This is a genomic window from Paraglaciecola sp. L1A13 (genome assembly GCF_009796745.1).
Lineage (GTDB): Bacteria > Pseudomonadota > Gammaproteobacteria > Enterobacterales > Alteromonadaceae > Paraglaciecola.
Window position 1 is genome coordinate 3,265,031 of sequence record NZ_CP047024.1, and the last position, 16,425, is coordinate 3,281,455.

The 16,425-nt window shown below is 40.2% G+C and carries 18 protein-coding genes and 2 pseudogenes; 3 read left to right on the forward strand and 17 right to left on the reverse strand.

The genetic code is table 11. The features are described 5' to 3' along the window. Nucleotide 1: 1 nt before the first annotated feature. The 3 genes from GQR89_RS13640 to GQR89_RS13650 form a co-directional block, all read right to left on the reverse strand. Entirely contained in the window at nucleotides 2–820 is an 819-nt protein-coding gene (locus GQR89_RS13640) for a cyanophycinase (RefSeq protein WP_158770549.1), read from the reverse strand. A gap of 2 nt (nucleotides 821–822) precedes the next feature. Beyond that, on the reverse strand, nucleotides 823–1,995 hold the full coding sequence (gene iadA, locus GQR89_RS13645) for a beta-aspartyl-peptidase (protein WP_158770550.1): 1,173 nt from the start codon (nucleotides 1,993–1,995) through the stop codon (nucleotides 823–825). A 265-nt stretch (nucleotides 1,996–2,260) separates the two neighbouring features. Then, nucleotides 2,261–3,379, reverse strand: a complete 1,119-nt coding sequence (locus GQR89_RS13650; protein WP_158770551.1) for a mechanosensitive ion channel family protein — start codon at nucleotides 3,377–3,379, stop codon at nucleotides 2,261–2,263. A 258-nt stretch (nucleotides 3,380–3,637) separates the two neighbouring features. Here GQR89_RS13650 and GQR89_RS13655 point away from each other — a divergent pair, with 258 nt between their 5' ends. Then, complete coding sequence (locus GQR89_RS13655) at nucleotides 3,638–5,554, forward strand: glutathionylspermidine synthase family protein (protein WP_158770552.1); 1,917 nt, start codon at nucleotides 3,638–3,640, stop codon at nucleotides 5,552–5,554. Between the two features lie 236 nt (nucleotides 5,555–5,790). Here the strand turns inward: GQR89_RS13655 and GQR89_RS13660 are convergent, their stop codons facing one another. The 6 genes from GQR89_RS13660 to GQR89_RS13685 form a co-directional block, all read right to left on the reverse strand. Further along, on the reverse strand, nucleotides 5,791–6,870 hold the full coding sequence (locus tag GQR89_RS13660) for a metalloprotease (protein WP_158770553.1): 1,080 nt from the start codon (nucleotides 6,868–6,870) through the stop codon (nucleotides 5,791–5,793). Nucleotides 6,871–7,351: 481 nt separating this feature from the next. Continuing rightward, nucleotides 7,352–7,702, reverse strand: a complete 351-nt coding sequence (locus GQR89_RS13665; RefSeq protein WP_158770554.1) for a hypothetical protein — start codon at nucleotides 7,700–7,702, stop codon at nucleotides 7,352–7,354. A gap of 172 nt (nucleotides 7,703–7,874) precedes the next feature. Further along, nucleotides 7,875–8,222: a hypothetical protein gene (locus tag GQR89_RS13670; RefSeq protein ID WP_158770555.1), complete on the reverse strand. Its 348-nt coding sequence runs from the start codon at nucleotides 8,220–8,222 to the stop codon at nucleotides 7,875–7,877. 141 nt (nucleotides 8,223–8,363) lie between these two features. After that, entirely contained in the window at nucleotides 8,364–8,714 is a 351-nt protein-coding gene (locus GQR89_RS13675) for a hypothetical protein (RefSeq protein WP_158770556.1), read from the reverse strand. Between the two features lie 59 nt (nucleotides 8,715–8,773). Further along, complete coding sequence (locus GQR89_RS13680; RefSeq protein WP_158770557.1) at nucleotides 8,774–9,403, reverse strand: hypothetical protein; 630 nt, start codon at nucleotides 9,401–9,403, stop codon at nucleotides 8,774–8,776. An 85-nt stretch (nucleotides 9,404–9,488) separates the two neighbouring features. Continuing rightward, nucleotides 9,489–9,776 (reverse strand): hypothetical protein, encoded by a 288-nt coding sequence (locus GQR89_RS13685; RefSeq protein ID WP_158770558.1) that lies wholly within the window; start codon nucleotides 9,774–9,776, stop codon nucleotides 9,489–9,491. A gap of 358 nt (nucleotides 9,777–10,134) precedes the next feature. Here GQR89_RS13685 and GQR89_RS13690 point away from each other — a divergent pair. Together GQR89_RS13690 and GQR89_RS13695 are read left to right on the forward strand one after the other, a co-directional pair. Next, nucleotides 10,135–10,428: pseudogene (locus GQR89_RS13690) on the forward strand (transposase); the annotation flags it as partial. An 85-nt stretch (nucleotides 10,429–10,513) separates the two neighbouring features. Beyond that, nucleotides 10,514–11,571 (forward strand): annotated as a pseudogene (locus tag GQR89_RS13695) (transposase). A gap of 425 nt (nucleotides 11,572–11,996) precedes the next feature. Here the strand turns inward: GQR89_RS13695 and GQR89_RS13700 are convergent. The 8 genes from GQR89_RS13700 to GQR89_RS13740 form a co-directional block, all read right to left on the reverse strand. Next, a complete protein-coding gene (locus GQR89_RS13700; RefSeq protein WP_158770559.1) occupies nucleotides 11,997–12,395 on the reverse strand; it encodes a hypothetical protein in 399 nt (132 codons plus the stop codon). Between the two features lie 96 nt (nucleotides 12,396–12,491). Then, the gene (locus GQR89_RS13705; protein ID WP_158770560.1) at nucleotides 12,492–12,824 is read right to left on the reverse strand and encodes a hypothetical protein; all 333 of its coding nucleotides are present in this window, start codon (nucleotides 12,822–12,824) and stop codon (nucleotides 12,492–12,494) included. Nucleotides 12,825–13,030: 206 nt separating this feature from the next. After that, nucleotides 13,031–13,690: a hypothetical protein gene (locus GQR89_RS13715; RefSeq protein ID WP_158770561.1), complete on the reverse strand. Its 660-nt coding sequence runs from the start codon at nucleotides 13,688–13,690 to the stop codon at nucleotides 13,031–13,033. A gap of 101 nt (nucleotides 13,691–13,791) precedes the next feature. Continuing rightward, nucleotides 13,792–14,142, reverse strand: coding sequence for a hypothetical protein (locus GQR89_RS13720; RefSeq protein ID WP_158770134.1), 351 nt, complete (start codon nucleotides 14,140–14,142; stop codon nucleotides 13,792–13,794). 90 nt (nucleotides 14,143–14,232) lie between these two features. After that, on the reverse strand, nucleotides 14,233–14,637 hold the full coding sequence (locus GQR89_RS13725; protein WP_158770562.1) for a hypothetical protein: 405 nt from the start codon (nucleotides 14,635–14,637) through the stop codon (nucleotides 14,233–14,235). A gap of 59 nt (nucleotides 14,638–14,696) precedes the next feature. Beyond that, nucleotides 14,697–15,104, reverse strand: a complete 408-nt coding sequence (locus GQR89_RS13730) for a hypothetical protein (protein ID WP_158770563.1) — start codon at nucleotides 15,102–15,104, stop codon at nucleotides 14,697–14,699. A 101-nt stretch (nucleotides 15,105–15,205) separates the two neighbouring features. Beyond that, nucleotides 15,206–15,430 (reverse strand): hypothetical protein, encoded by a 225-nt coding sequence (locus GQR89_RS13735; protein ID WP_158770564.1) that lies wholly within the window; start codon nucleotides 15,428–15,430, stop codon nucleotides 15,206–15,208. Nucleotides 15,431–15,552: 122 nt separating this feature from the next. After that, nucleotides 15,553–16,011, reverse strand: coding sequence for a hypothetical protein (locus tag GQR89_RS13740; RefSeq protein WP_158770565.1), 459 nt, complete (start codon nucleotides 16,009–16,011; stop codon nucleotides 15,553–15,555). Nucleotides 16,012–16,425: the final 414 nt, after the last annotated feature.

Genomic DNA, 16,425 nt, shown 5'->3' on the forward strand with positions numbered 1-16,425 from the left:
GTTATTTAATATAGGCCTGTTTGTTCGTTATATCGTAACGACTGCCTGGTGCCAGTATATGCATTTTCAAGTTCAATAACGTCAGCGCTTCGTCGCCACCAGCATCAGCCATTGAGGAATGCTCAATGTCCGATGGGTCTATTATTGTAATCGCACCACTACCGACCACGGTCAATACATTATCACCATCAATAAAGGCTGCAGTATCTTCGTCTAGTCCCATTCCGATTAGAAATGGATTATAAGACACAGCGCTGAGCAACCTTGACAGACGATTGCGCTGGTTAAAATGTTGATCAATCACAACCGTATTGATTAGCCCCATTCCTGGAGCAAGGCTTACACCGTCCGCTGTAGGCACAATACCAGTATTCCCACCCGTTATCATATGCTGAGACACAATAGCGGCTCCTGCTGACGTACCTGCATAATGCACGCCTTTGGCATTGAGCTGGCGTATAGCGGTGACGATGGGCGTCCCCCCCAAAATAGTGGATAATCTTAGCTGATTACCGCCAGTAATAAATATCGCGGTACTTTTTTCAAGCTGATCCACATATTCCTGTTTCTGCGCATCAGCACGTTCCGTGATGGGTAAAGAGTACGTACTACCGGCGCCCAGTTCCTGAAATATTTTTTCGTAACGATCACCAGTATCATCAAGCTGAGATGCTGTTGGGATAACACAAATAACGGCATCTTTGCCACCAGCCAGATCTACAAAGCGTTGTAATATCATTGGCTTGTCTATTTTTTCTTCAGCACCACCAATAGGGATAATATAACCTCGTTGGGTACCATTTACGTCGGGAGACGGCATATTCATTCCTCAAACGACCCCTTTTTAATTATTTGCGTATCAAATACATGCCATTGGCCTTGTGCCATTACATGTTTGATACGCATTTTAGGGTCTAGTATTAACAAATCAGCGTCACACCCTAGGGTTAATCGGCCTTTCTTTTTAAAATTCATCAAGTCTGCAACATTACTGGTAAAAAATGGCAAACAGGCTTCCATTGTGACACCTTCATCTAACAATTGATAAAACACATCCGTCATTGATGAAGAACTAGCAAAATCCATCTTGGTCATATGACCATGTTGATCAAAGCAGGGTAAACAGCCTCCGCCATCAGAGCTAATGGTCAATTTGTCTTGCGGCAAATCTTGCCCCATATAACGCATTAACGCTTCAGCAGGTTCATAGCCAACGTCTCCTGTTTCAAACGCCGTTACGTCCACCCAACAACCTTGTTTGGCAAGGTCACAGGCTTCGTCAAATAATGCTTTGCGTCGATTAATATGCGTCGGATTATACGTTCTAGCAGGAATTTCGGCCGTACACAGTGCTTCGCGAATAAGCGACAAACCGCGTTCACCATCACCCAAATGCAGATGTAAAATCCCAGCTTTGCCGGTCATTAAACGCGCCACATGCGCTTCTGATGCTATTTTTAATAACTCATTTAACGTGGGCTGGCTAGAACGGTGATCGCTGATCGCGAGTTCACCTACACCAATAATGGGTTCAATAAATACGATGTCAGATTTTACAGAGCCGGTCAGCGTAGTCGGCGGCAAGTGATATCCACCTGTATAGCAATACGCTGATAACCCCTCTTCACGCAATGCGTATACCTGAGCAATGATTGATTCGGTATTACGCGTCAAGTCATCTGTGCCTAACAATCCGACCACAGTAGTTACTCCAGCACGGGTAAACTGACTTAGGGGAACGGGAGGAACGCGTGTTGAAAAACCCGCCTCGCCGCCGCCGCCAGTAATATGCGTATGGCCGTCAATAAATCCTGGGATCACAGCTTGACCTTGGGCGTCTATCGTTTGAATGGCCAATTCGTCACCCAGAGAAGGACATTTTTTGCCAATATAAACGACTTTACCACCGGCGATCACCAAATGAACCAAACCAAGGTTCTTAGGTGAATACACTGTGGCATTTTTTATCAATATGATGGGGCTGGCTTGATTCACATTTATTCTATTTTAGACATTTCTATGGGGCATTTTACCCTAAAGCACCTGATGCTGATAGCGAAAGCGCACCGACACTGATACTGATACTGATATGTAAAACAGACCACGCTCCTTTTAACTGACAGCAAACTTTATTTACGAGTAGTAAATCAGACATGCCAAGCATTGCTTGTTAGACATATCTTTATTTGTCAGGCTATTTCCCCCAGAAAACGTTTCTACCGATGAATAGTCAATCAATGTATTTACGGCATAGCCTAGTCTAAATTGGCCTATTATTTTCATCGTTAATTACTTTTGGCTCGCGACTGGGCATCTCTTTAATGTACAAGTCATGCTTAGAATAAGGAATTTCAATTTTATGTTGGTTGAATTGCTTGAAAATTTGGCTATTCAAAATATCGATAACTCGTCCTTTGAGTGCAGGCTTAGTTATCCAAACTAATAATTCGAACTCAAGAGCAGAAGCACCGTAGCGGCGAAAACGCACTCTCGGTTCTGGATCGTCACAGACATATTCTTTTTCTGCGTGAGCAATCTGCATCAACACTTCGCGCACTTCATCAATATCAGCATTATAGGCAACACCAATTGGTATCCGGCAACGAGATTTTTCATGGGGGCCGCCTGACTCATTGATAATTTTCGAGTTTCCCATAACCGAGTTAGGAATAGTGACTTCTACATCTTCACGGGTCAGCATGCGCGTACTGCGCATTCCAATATGGGTCACTTCACCTCGTTCTCCGGAATCTAGTACGATGTAATCGCCAATCTTGTAGGGTGCATCAGCCATAATAAACACCCCTGAAAACAAATTTGCCAGGGTGTCTTTTGCGGCGAAACCCACAGCAATACCCACTATACCTGCAGACGCGAGCCACGCGGTCATGTCTACACCCCAAACGGAGAAAACAAAGTACACGGCAAGCACCAAAATAATGATATTCACCAAATTTAAGAATAAGGGTAAGGTTTTATTATTCACCGCATGAAAGCGATTAGGGTTACCGGCTATTTTACTTAACAACGCATGATTGGCGCGCAGGAAAAACGCTGACCAAATTAATATCGCAACCGACTGCAACGAGGAAAAAATAATATGGGCGTAAAGATCCGCTGGCGCAATTATCAGTGCCGCGCTAGAAAATCCCATCAATAATAAACTGTAATAAATAGGCGTGTGCAGTAACGTTAAAAAGCTGCTATCTAAGGTAATATGAATACGTGCAATCACAGCTTGCAAACCAACTATCAGCACATATTTAAAAAGGGAAGCAACCACAAACGAAAGTACAATAACCAGCCCCGCCTGTGTGTAGGGATTGTCGCCAAAAAACGTTAAAAAAGGCGCTATCGCTCGGTGAAATTGCTCAAACATGTTGCGTTCCAAAAGTAATTCGAAAATAAAGTATAACCGAATTACTTGTTTAAAGGAGGTACAGTGCAATCGCAAGACGTTATTTACCGATCATCCCATCAACCTGTTATAAGCCCATACAGTAATATTTTTCAGCGTAAATGGTTGTGACTTTTATAGGAATAACTGCGTCTATTGGCCATTGTTTGCAAAGAATGCTTATTTGCAGCTACGACTCAAATAACAAGTATCAGATATTATTTTCGTTAAGGAATACCCATGTCACAACCGCACAGCAAATCAATGTCGCTAGACGAAAAAGCCCATTCTTTGGCCTTTGGTAAAGTACAAGGTACTACCGCTAACGGTGTGGTCAGTTATTCGTCTGACTATGACACAGTAGACGAAGCTAAATACCCGAATCGTAAGGCATTTCGCAGTTATTACGATGGCATTTACATGGGCTACAAATGGCAATGTGTTGAGTTCGCAAGGCGCTGGTTATATATCAATTTGGGCCACATCTTTAATGATGTGTCCATGGCCTATGAAATATTCAAGCTGCGCTCTATTCGCGATGTGGTAAACAACATTGAACTGCCGCTCAATGCCTTTGCCAATGGCTCAGTTCGCCGACCTGAAGTGGGCAGTATGCTAATTTGGGATGAAGGCGGCGAATTTGAGCACACGGGCCACATTGCCATAGTGACTGAAGTCTTCGACGATAAGATCCGCGTGGCCGAGCAAAACATGAATTTTACGACCTGGCCAAATGCACAACCTTATTCGCGGGAAATTGAAGCGAAAATAGGTGCTAAAGGCGACTATTGGCTTAAATGCGCGTTTACGGGCTCGAGTATTTTAGGCTGGGTGATACAAACAGCAGATACCTTACACAGTGTTCAGCTGCCCGAACCCTCACCTGCATTATTTCAAATAAAATTGGCCCAGCATAGCCACTCTGATGCCATTGAGCATCCTTGGTTAAATATTGCTAACGAAGACGAAGCGGCCTATGTCGATATGATGAAAGGACATTGGTTAACGTCGGTAGAAGAAGATTATTTCAAATACTTTGCGGTATCACAAAGCGCGGTAGACGCATTGGAATCGGCCACCGATGAACTGCATGGTTTATTTATGCACGCCACCGACTATGTATTGCAGCACCCAGAACTATTGCATTCATTCGAATTACCCAGCGCAATACTGCCAAAAGTGACGCGCTCATGGGACAACCGTAACAATCAACTGATCACCAGCCGATTTGATTTCGCCATGACCGCACAAGGGCTTAAAGTTTATGAGTACAACTGTGATTCTGCCTCTTGCTACATGGAAGCAGGCAAGGTTCAGGGCAAGTGGGCTCGCCATGTGGGGGTCAAAAATGGCCTTGATAACGGCGCCGATTTATTCAAAGAATTAGTAGCTGCATGGCAAGAGTGTGACGTGGTCGATGCGCCAGATAGAACAATACATGTTCTGCAAGATGTTGACCCTGAAGAAGACTATCACGCGCTATTTATGAAAAAAGCCATCGAAGCAGCCGGGTTTAATTGCGTCAGAGTCATTGGCTTAAGCACGCTAACCATTAGCGAACAAGGAAAAATCCTTGATCAGCACGGTAATCCTATCCGTTGGGTATGGAAAACGTGGGCCTGGGAAACCGCGCTAAATCAACTGCGCCAAGAAGAAGAGCAAGATGCCTTGGAGTCACACGATACCGCGCACGCAGTACAACTTTCCGATGTATTACTGAATGATGACATTATGGTATACGAACCACTGTGGACACTGATACCCAGCAACAAAGCGATACTGCCCGTGCTGTGGTCTTTGTTTCCAAATCATCCTTTATTACTTAACACCAGTTTCGCGCTAAGCGAAGAGCTTAAAGCAACAGGTTATGTAAGCAAACCTATCGTCGGGCGCTGCGGTGAAAACATTCAACTTATCGATGCAGACAATACCGTACTAGAAGATAAAGGCGGTGCATTTGGCGAGCGGGAACAAATATACCAACAACTTTTTGCCTTACCCAAAATTGATAATTATTACGTACAAATATGCACATTTACCGCAGCTGGCCACTATGCCGGAAGTAATGTACGGGTCGATAAATCGATGATCATTGGCAAAGACAGCGACTGTATGGCACTTCGTACTTTAGATGATGAAGCATTCTTGATGTTGTGAACATCACGCCAAAATAAATAATCAATACTGGGCTTTACATATTAAGATAAAGCCCAGCCCAGCACATCGATTAAGCGGGTAAATCACTGTAAAATAATAGACTCGAAAGGACGATAAAAGGACGATAAAAGGACGATAAAAGGACTTTTTCAACATGCATTATTGATATGTTGAATCAACCTATATTGCCCGTCACGTCAACAAAGCTTAACGTACAAATCCGAGATAACGTAGCATCAACTACTCAATATTTTAAGGGGTAATGACAACGCTCCGTTATCTGTTTGACCCACAAGCCAAATAATGGCACTTAGGCCACCCAAAGTGGTGACATACCACAAAATGGAAACAATTTGAGCATAACGATTAAGGGGTAATAGCTCACTTAAGTGTCGGCGTTTATATTCAAAGAATATTTCTACACTGCCTATAGCAAGTAAAAAACCTAACAAGGCCAAACCGAAGTGATAACTAACGTAAACACCTAAAATGGCTCCCAGTGCACAGGCGATTATACCTACTCGAGAGTTAATTGAAAAAGCGATACTTTTAAGTACATGCCCTCCGTCTAAAGGCAATACAGGTAACATATTAAATAAATTGAGCAACGCATTAAATACCGCTAAACCTGCGAGTATTTCTATATCGGTAAGCCAATACCCCACTAAACAAGCAATAGACAATATTAAGCCAAAAAATGGCCCCATAATTGAAATAACAATATCTTGCCAGCGGGTATTAATTTTATCATCGCTAAGCGCTAAACCTCCCACAAAAGGGATAAGGTAAATACCTTTGGTTTTCAAACCAAAATACTTCATCGCCTTGATATGACCGTATTCATGAAATACCAGACACAGTATCAGGGCAATGGCAAACTCAATAGAAAACAACCAGCTATAAGCGGCTAAACTGCCCGCAGCAAACAACACTTTAATTACCTTGGCGCTTTTTAACAGTTTTAAACCTAAACCCGCCAAACCAATGAAACTAAATTTCATCGGTTGTTTTTCACCTTGAATGACTTGCCTTTGCTCAATGTCTTTTTCAGTGAGTGTATTTTCATGCAATAACTCATCATTAACTAAAAGCTGAAATTGCAGATCAAAAGGTTGCCATTGCAAAGCACCACTCAGTTCTACTTGAATTTCGCCTTGCTCACTTTTTAGAGAAAATTGATGTGAAAAGTTATTATTATCGGCGCTGGCATTAATTTGCGAAACGCAGTCATCCCCCCAAAACAGTTGTTGCCACCCAGCCATTGAACCTTCTAACTTAAGTGTTTTACCTAAACACTCTATTTCTAATAATCGCACTATATAAACTCAACATAAAAACCTAGCCCGATTATTGCTATATTTTCTGACGCAACAAGGCTTATCGACAATAAAGATTAAAAAACTGATAAATGCACTGGCTAGTGACTAAGACCACAAGAAAAAGATACCACGGAGAAATAATTTTAAAATAGACTGACTTAAAACGGTTCCCAATAAAGCCAAAAACTCATATCCAATTGAATTAATTAATTTTTTCTCTATTTTTATTATAAGTAAAAATGATAAAGACAACCACCTTAGTCATGCGAACCAAGTGCTTTGCCTACGCAGTATTCTAGTTATTGTCTTCGACCAAAACCGGACACTATTGCACAACTGCTTCACGCCCAAAACGGACTAAATAACTTACCGAGCGGAACGTCAAATATGAGCGAGAGTCACTCATTGGTTTTAACGCCACCAGCCGGGGATTTTGTGAGTGTTTTTCAATAAGTAAAATGCCCGCTGACTTGGCTTGTTATGCATCAACAAGTCCAAATAGTTTGGTGTAGTTCTTTTTATAAGTATTCACTGTTATCTGCGGCCATATTAAAGCTGCATTTATAAGTGCAGGTAAAGCCATTAATAATGAAATAAGCTGGGTGCTATCAAAAGGAATTAGAGATCCAATTAACGCACCTGATATGTAAGTTGCGTTGCAATATTTTCTGTACCAGCTGATATTTTTATACATTATCGATATTTCTAGCCCGTCATTAACAGCATCAAAAAACAAATAAAGAAAAGTTAAGCCTACTAAAGCCAAAATAATACTTTCTGGCTCTGCAATTTTAATTGCAAAACCTAAAAGCGTTAGTGCAATTAACACTAAAAACCAATTCGAATAAGCTCCTTTGTAAAGGAGGTAAGTGTCTACTGGTCCTGTCGATAAAGGCCGTCTGCTCATAGCTTAATTTGATGCATAATGCCGCCAGCAGCGGCCGAGTGTAACGAGGTCGAGCCCATGCGGCCCTTTGCATGGGCGAAGCTGGCTGGCCTTGTTATGCATATTGAATCCAATTAAGTAGCATAGTTAAACCCGCCTTAGATTTTACGTGTACTTTATAAGCCGTAAAAGAAAAGCCTAGCGATCGCGCTACAGCCTCTAGATCAGCGTGACGGCCTTCTTTGTTTGGGTTGGGTTGATATTCTGTCTCTACTACAATGTCAGGCATGTTCGTTGGAGCTACATCGACATAAATTGAAACTTTAGAGTCATTTTCTTTTAAAAGTACAAGTTCACGACCTGAATTGAATTTATAGCCAGCAATCTTCTTCACAGATCTTGTAGCTTTTACCAGTAGAGAGTCATTTAACGCTGTTTCAGCTTCTTTCGGATTCCATGCCATAGTTCATTTCCTTATTTGTGCATAACGGCTCGACTTTGGGGCAATAATACGTAGGCTAAAATTGGAGCGAAGCGACTAAGCCTACGTGTCATTGACCCAGCGAACGCGGTGAGTGCCAACAGTTGTTTTTTATGTTCGCTTTTATAAATTCTGGTTTGTTTCTTCAAGTACAAAAGCCAGCGCGGCTGAAATTGTGCTTGTTGCAGTTAATGCTTTAAATGTTAACTCTTTATCTAATTTTAAATACTGACTAAGGTTCGCTCCGAAAACTTTTATCTGTTGATTAGCATTGCCTTTGTTAAATTCGTTTATGAAGTTTCTACAGGAAGAGGATTTTGTATCCTGAGAATCCGTGCATTCCTTTGCTATCACTGCAAGCTTCTCTGAGGTAGTCACTAATTTTTCTAGTTCTGTGACGTCACTCGCAGCTTTAACTGGCGTGGGACCAGATAGCAGTACGATAGATAACATAAATATAAAGAGCTGGTTCATAAACTTTTCCTTGTAGAGCCTAACGCAGAGCTAATTCGCTCGTCGAATTCAGCGGCTTGTTAGCAATCATTTCTAAAGGTAATATTTTCAAATAGAGAATCGGATGACACTCCAAAAAACGTAACGCTAACAGGTATAAAATCAAGGTCTACAATAGAAAAATCAAAGTTTTCCGTTTTCTCCTTAGAACCATTTAACGATAAAATACTTTTCATTTTTGACGCTGGTTCTACAGATATGCCAAGTTCAGCTTGATCGCGATAGATCACCACTGTTATTTCTTCTTTTAAGTTGAAAGTAGCTCCAAATGGTTCGGCCGAGTCATCATCGCTATGCATAATTAATGGCGTTATCATTGATGTTGAACGATCATAATAAAACATAATGTCGAAACGCTTAGTTTTATCCGAGTTTGAAAATGATATTTTTGAGTAAGGATCCCACTCCCCTTCAGCATTGACCTTTGTAACACTCGCATCAAGATTTAAACCGCAAAAGCCCTTAGAAAAGTGCTTTGTAAAGTTTGAAGATGGTCCTTCTTTAACTGATATATCAAAGTCAAGACCATTTTTGATTGGCTGCCCACCGGCTTTCCCTTCCAGTTGAATTGTAGTTGTTGTTGCGCAACCCGTAATTACGAATAGAATGCCTATTAGGTATTTTCTCAAATTTGATTCCTTAATACTCATTTAGTTTTGCTAACGCTTAATATATGGGGATTTTAGGAGCGCTTTTTCAGCGAGTAAAATTCCCATCATAATCTTTTTGTTAGCATTACTTATACTGGAGTTTGCCTTGTTGTTTAACAATTATTAAACCACCAATTAATGTAGGTAAGCCCCATAAAGATAATACCTTACCAGAATGTTCAGGTATGAAAAAAGCGATAGTCGCTAGCGACATACCTAGTAAAAACGAACAGAGCATAAAAGTTTGAAAATTCGGTACTTTACTGCGATAAAATTTGAATACAGGATCAAAATAAAATAACACAGTAAATGCAGTAGCAGACAAAACACCAATTTCCCAAAAGCCATTTCCCAGAGTTAATACCGGTAACATTAGAGCGGCATATGGGTAGTTAGAGAGTCTGGCGTTTCTTCTTTTTAGCTTGAGGTTGATACAATGTCTCCGTGTAATGCTAACGCAAAGCTAAGCGGCGCGCGTTAGCGCGTCCTTGCTTGAGCGCTTGTATGGATAATAACTCATGTAAATCATCCTGATTTTAATCGGGGTGAGGTAAAGTGAGACCCAAGCTTTAGCAGCAACTAAAGCCTTCTTTTGTGGTAGTTCGATTGATTGATGGCTCCTCAGTTGAGAGACCGATAACAAGAAAGAACGCCACAAAGGACTCCAAGCAAAACACTCGAATAGTCTACTGGGTCTCAACCCGCATTATGCAAGTAAGAGTTAGCTTATTATGAATACAAAAACAAATCAAAGCGTTAACGTGGGTGTCGATATAGGCAAGTTTCAATTAGATATTTACATCCGCCCTCTCGATATTTATTTCACCGTTTCGAATGATGAAAAAGGTATCAAAGAAGCCATAAAAATAATCAAACAACACGCACCTGGGCGCATTATTATTGAAGCAACTGGCCGATTAGAAATGCCGTTTATTATCGCATGTGCAAATGCCAATTTACCTTTCGTTGTCGCCAATCCTATTCACATTAAGCGCTTCGCTGGGGCAATAGGTCAGAAAAGAAAAAGATAGACACCCATATTAAAAATGGTGATTTTTGTGGGCTAAACTAGACTTGATGTGTATCTCATTTTTATCAGGTAGATGGATTATGCTTCAACCTCGAAAAAGCCAAATTAGTTTAATCGATACCCCTTATTTTATTCACAACATCCATGTCGTTCACTTCTTCGAAGCCAGCTAAAGCTGTTCAAATTTTATTCCCGATAAATTTGTCATTGTGTTTCCCGGTGTGTGCGACGTTCTTTTTTGTGTGGAATAGATAAGTATTCTGGCCAGAGCTACGAGCATCGCCGTGGTTGGGTAGAAGAACGTTTACTGTTTTTATCTACGGTATTTTCCATCGACATTTGTGCCTATGCCGTCATGAATAATCACACGCATGTGGTGCTATGTGTGGATAAAGTGTTGGCTGATAATTGGGATAGCCATGAAGTGTTGAGGCGCTACCACAAGCTACACAGAGGCACATTGCTGACCCAGAAGTTTATGAACGGCGATACGCTGAGCCAAGGAGAGCTAATCACCTTTGATGAGACCGTTGAAACCTATCGACAACGTTTGTACGACATAAGCTGGTTTATGCGTGACTTGAATGAGCATATTGCTCGCGAAGCCAATAAAGAGGACGGCTGCACCGGTCGTTTCTGGGAAGGACGATTTAAGTCGCAAGCACTACTAGATGAAAGTGCTGTGCTAGCGTGCATGGCGTATGTGGATTTAAACCCTATCCGTGCCAAAATAGAAAAAACACCCGAAACGTCAAAATACACAAGTATAAACAAGCGAATTCATGCTGCTAAAAATCAGCAGTCACAACCAAGTGTTTTAATGCCCTTTGTAGGGAATTCTCGTGAAGAAATGCCCAAAGGTATCGCGTATTCGCTCAAAGACTATTGTGAGCTTGTCGATACCACTGGCCGATGTATAAGGGACGATAAAGCCGGTCATATCGATAATACCCAAAACCCTATCCTACAAAGATTAGGATTAGACTCTGCTCAGTGGTTAACCTTAACCACTGAGTTCGAGAAACACTTCTGCTACGCTGCGGGCGCAGAGCAAATGATGAATGCATTTAAACGCCACACCCATCATCAACGGCTGCGAGGAATAACCAAAGCGAAAGAATTGTTAAAGCGCGCTTGAAGCAACCCTAAAGAACACATTCCATACATATCTTGTAGCCTAGTCTCTTGCCTAAGAACTGACCTCGCGCGACATTTCCTTCCTCAACGCTCAAGATTCCAGTAAAAATCTTAAATCTACCGAACCAAGATCATTCTAATTATTTTGGGGGAGTTCCAACTTGAATGTGGGTGTAATTATTACCTAAAAATTATAATGGGTGTCTATGTAATTGCTTTAGATATTGTTTCGCACATAATTCAGCGAATAATCTTTCAGATGGATTTTCTTTGTTCTTTGCCAAAGCATTACCTCAATTACACACTAGTGATTTCGCACCATCAACATAACGCTTCGTATAAACAGCGGAGCAAGTTGGACGCTTTTTTGCGCCGTGTATTTTGCAAAAAACCGGCCTGCTTGCGGAGTCAGGTTTGATGCGTTAGTTATACCCAGCCACACTCCGTAAAAAGCGTATTTAAATCTGAGTAGCTCTTAGATTTTTCAATGCCTAGGGTTATTTCATCCTCCGATTTAAACTGGGTCAACAGATCGTCATCAGTTTTTACAGCCTGTAATAGTATGGCTTTAAACTTTTCTATCGATGACTGTCCTATAACAGCAATTTCAAACGTAACCTCTTTAGAAGAGTTAGTGACTTTCCAAAGAGTTTTCTCAAACCAATTTAAATTAGGTGAAACTGGTTTTACTTTTTGAAGCTGGCCATCAGGAAGTAAACAATATATTAAAATTGATTGGTATTTGGTACATCCCATGTAGTTCCAATCCGAAGGAATACCGTCAGACCAAAAGTCGACCCATCCATCTTCTGCACAAACTAGCACTGAACTCTCCTGCGGGTATAACGTCCCAAGCAGCGGAAAACACGAACGTTTTGGCGCAGCCAGTGAGTGGTTTTCCGATGACTTGGCTTGTTAGGTTTACTTTGATAATACAACAGGCTTCCCCACATCTAAGCCACAATCAGAACCGTAACCCGCGATTAAATAACCGTTCGGCCCTTGTTTTAAATTCGTAGTGTAAAAAACTGCTTTTTTACCGTCTTCCTCAAATATTGCTAATTGCGAAGAAAAAGTTGGTTGATCCTTTTTACCTAAATACAATAAAACAGAGGAGAGCAGCTTATTCTCTATAGTGCTTGGGAATGTAGCTAAGACTGCGTAGCTTTCTCCATCCGTAGACTTTTTAATTTCAACATTGATCATAGAATCGTACTTTTCATTCCATTCTTCGAAAGTCTGTTCACTTATCATGCAAGTTGTTCCAACCGCGTTGAAACTAAACAAAACAAACAGATAAAAAGCTCTCATGGCTAGCGGAATCCTATTGTATACCTAACGCCCTGTTAAGGTGTGAGCAACGCAATACCGAAGCACACGCACACCGCCTTAAACACTAAAACAAACGCATAGTAAAAATGCCACGCGTTGCGAATCACTCTTAAACAGATTGTTAGTATTCAAGCTAGCGACTTATCTTGCCAAAACTCATACTGCACTGCTATCTCATTAATGCTGGTTCCATTGATTTGCTGAAGAGACATAAGTATCGCGTAGTTAAATTTATCAAGTGAACTACAAACTTGAGGACTCATGTATGCAACAATTTTATTTTTTTGTACAGCATAATGAGTAGATTCATAATTCTTAATTTTTGAGTGATTCTCTATATCTTTTAGGCAAGCTCTTACCCCGCTCCACATCGAGTAAAGTTTATGGTGATTTTGGTTGAGCCCCAAAATTAAACTGAGATCCATTTGCGATATGTCATCTATATTTCTCTCGTTTAATTGACTAAGTAAGAATTGACGTAATGTAAGTTCACCTTCTATCTTTTTATCCAACTCATAATTTAATTGAGTCAAATATTCGCCCAACTCTTTTTCTTGCAAACTGACCAGATGTTGCCGATGTTGGAATACTTGGAGGTAGATTTGAACACACAATACGGTCAAGGTAAGCAGTGCAAGTATCGGAGCATAAACTCCTCCAATATACCCACCTAAGTCAGACCACTCCGAAGGGGATTGCCAGAAACCAAACCCAAATTGAAAGGTATATGCAGCCATCGGTAGCACCAAAATCACCGAAACAACAATAATCAACAGCTTTTGATTCATTCGATACTCCTTTTGAATACTAACGCTTACAATAACGGGAAAAGCTAAGCGATAGCGAGGCTTTTTCCCAATGAGCGAAGCGAATGTTGTTGATTGTTTTGTTAGGCATTTTGCCCCCGTAATTTTACAAACGAAACTAGTAACATCACTGGAAAAAACCACAGTGCTAAAACTACAAATATTAGCAAAGGATTGAACAATACGAAGAAAGGCATATAAAAATGATAAAGAGGAACGTTAAGAGCAAAGCCCAAAGCTTCTGAACCAACAAAACCAGAGCATTTAAAACCGACCAGCATGGCGTCATAAGCGTAACACCCGACGAATTCTGACGGTTTGGAACCATACTCTATTAAATTAAAGATTATAATATTGCCGATAATCAATCCTACAACCAATACAACATAAGCTATTGATAGATTTCTTAGTAACTTCCAATCTTTGATGTTCACTTTAATGCCTAACGCCTACAATAACGGGAAAAGCTGAGCGACAGCGAGGCTTTTTCCCAATGAGCGAAGCGAATGTGGTTTATTGTTTTGTTAGGCATATTGCCACGACACAGAAGGTATCTCTTTCGTAATAACTTCCGATACTATATTTTGGCTCCAAACACGAATATGTTGAGCTTCTCCACGAATATCTTTGTACCAAGGGTAAGTTGTATTTACAAAATCGAAATAACGCGACCTTTCAATTAATTGTATTAAACCTCCGTCATCACGTATTTCATACTCGTCAAATGATGAATGCGACTCTTCCATTTGCTGCCACATTATCGGAGCAAGGAATGTGATTTTCGCGAGTCTACTCGGAATTTCATCGTCAGCATATTTACCCTCTACTAGGAACAGAGTTAATTCATCACAATCTTCATTTTTGTTGTAGCCAAATGACATATTGTGAAAATAAAAATTATCAGGTGATTCGGAGAGTATCGTATTCATATGCCTAACGCTTCAAAGCACGGGCGCGCGTAGTTTGCGCGTCTGTGTGGCTTTGTTTGTCAGTTGCCGAAAATTGGCAACTTTTTTGATATATGTAAAACATCCGTGAGCCATACTCCACTTTCTTGACTTGATAAATAGGCAGATGATGATTGCCCTTTTAACTCTAATATTTGATGGGAATCATCAGTGAATATAAATCCTATTTCTTGTCCTATTAGCACACGCCAAACTTCCCAGTTACTGACATCAATTGTATGATCCGGTTCAGATGCATTAAACCTCTCAGGTTTAAATCCAATACAGTATTGAACTGGCTCATTACACCAAGAGAAATAAAATTTTTCGCCCGTTTCAAATTCCAAATAAATTTCACGATCTATTTCATGAGATTCAGAGTCTGATTGTCCAGCTAACGAACCAAAGTCAATTTCAAACAATTCATAAATTACGCGCTTAAGCTTCATAGGCAACTAACGCCCCAAGCAGGGGATTTTATGAGCGTTGTGCAGCAAGTAAAATTCCCGCTGACTTGGCTTGTTAGGTATTTTTTTCAAAGTTAACTTTTTCACTTTACGTTTTTCTTTACTTCAAAGTAGGCATATACCCACGAAAAAATAATTAATACCGGGATGAAAATAACACATGCGAGCAACAAGCCTTCCGGTTTGAAAACTCCATATTTGGCATATTTAACACTTATACCAACTGCTACAATGATGGAAATGGCAAGAAACATAATAATAAAAACAAACTTCGCTTCTTTCACAACAATTTTATCTGCCATTTTCATTTGTTATTTACCACTTATTATCAACTTATTACTCGTCAAAATTCGCTAAATACCTAACGCTTAACATATGGGGATTTTAGGAACGCTTTTCAGCGAGTAAAATTCCCACCATGATGTTTTTGTTAGGTGCTTTTTACATACTTATCCAATATAGAGAAAAGTTCTTCTGAGTTTTCTATATGAACAGGTATGTAAATTTCACCTTTCTTGCCTGCATCGACAATGACTACAGGCATTCCATTACTATTAAATGGAAAAGCTTTTTCAATATCATTTAAATTGAAGCATTTTTTAAATAACCAATAATTTCTACCACTAATAACATCATCATCAATTGTGACATATGCACATTTAAAGAAAACGCTAATAGCATAGCCAAAAGTAAGACTAAATAAGTAAATTAACACGAAAGCTATAGGTACTTGAAAGATCTTAATATGTTCGAAAGTAATACTTACGCTAAAGCCTGTTGAAAAAAACCTAATAAGCATTAAAGCTATGAACCCAAATGCCAAAATATAAAAAAGTTGGCGTGTCATATGTTTTGCCAACTCTTTCCATTTAACCTTGTAAACTACCAACGAACTCTCCATAGCACCTAACGCTTAACATATGGGGATTTTAGGAGCGCTTTTTCAGCGCGTAAAATTCCCACTATGATGTTTTTGTTAGCCACGTTTTTAAAAACAACGAGGTTGCCCTCTTATTAGCCACACTGCATTTAATAAATAGCCATAGTAAGGGATTGCGTGACAAGCGATTGCGGGCTGCATTTTAATTGATTTCAGTGAAGGCCAAAAATAGAAACTATCACGATATTTAAATTTATTAGTGATAACTCGGAGGATAGGCTGGATATACACGCCCCAAAATATTGTAAATGTTTTAAATTGAAGGCTGACTAGAAATAAAAAAAGTTCTAAACCAACAGAATCTATAAACAAAGCCAACATTATAGTGTCTGGCCTTATTAGAAGTAGTAGCACGACGATAAC

Coding starts and splice junctions, on each gene's coding strand:
- GQR89_RS13640 (WP_158770549.1), bottom strand. CDS start 820: ATGCCGTCTCCCGACGTAAATGGTACCCAACGAGGTTATATTATCCCT.
- GQR89_RS13650 (WP_158770551.1), bottom strand. CDS start 3,379: ATGTTTGAGCAATTTCACCGAGCGATAGCGCCTTTTTTAACGTTTTTT.
- GQR89_RS13655 (WP_158770552.1), top strand. CDS start 3,638: ATGTCACAACCGCACAGCAAATCAATGTCGCTAGACGAAAAAGCCCAT.
- GQR89_RS13670 (WP_158770555.1), bottom strand. CDS start 8,222: ATGGCATGGAATCCGAAAGAAGCTGAAACAGCGTTAAATGACTCTCTA.
- GQR89_RS13675 (WP_158770556.1), bottom strand. CDS start 8,714: ATGAACCAGCTCTTTATATTTATGTTATCTATCGTACTGCTATCTGGT.
- GQR89_RS13680 (WP_158770557.1), bottom strand. CDS start 9,403: ATGAGTATTAAGGAATCAAATTTGAGAAAATACCTAATAGGCATTCTA.
- GQR89_RS13685 (WP_158770558.1), bottom strand. CDS start 9,776: ATGTTACCGGTATTAACTCTGGGAAATGGCTTTTGGGAAATTGGTGTT.
- GQR89_RS13705 (WP_158770560.1), bottom strand. CDS start 12,824: ATGATAAGTGAACAGACTTTCGAAGAATGGAATGAAAAGTACGATTCT.
- GQR89_RS13715 (WP_158770561.1), bottom strand. CDS start 13,690: ATGAATCAAAAGCTGTTGATTATTGTTGTTTCGGTGATTTTGGTGCTA.
- GQR89_RS13725 (WP_158770562.1), bottom strand. CDS start 14,637: ATGAATACGATACTCTCCGAATCACCTGATAATTTTTATTTTCACAAT.
- GQR89_RS13730 (WP_158770563.1), bottom strand. CDS start 15,104: ATGAAGCTTAAGCGCGTAATTTATGAATTGTTTGAAATTGACTTTGGT.
- GQR89_RS13735 (WP_158770564.1), bottom strand. CDS start 15,430: ATGAAAATGGCAGATAAAATTGTTGTGAAAGAAGCGAAGTTTGTTTTT.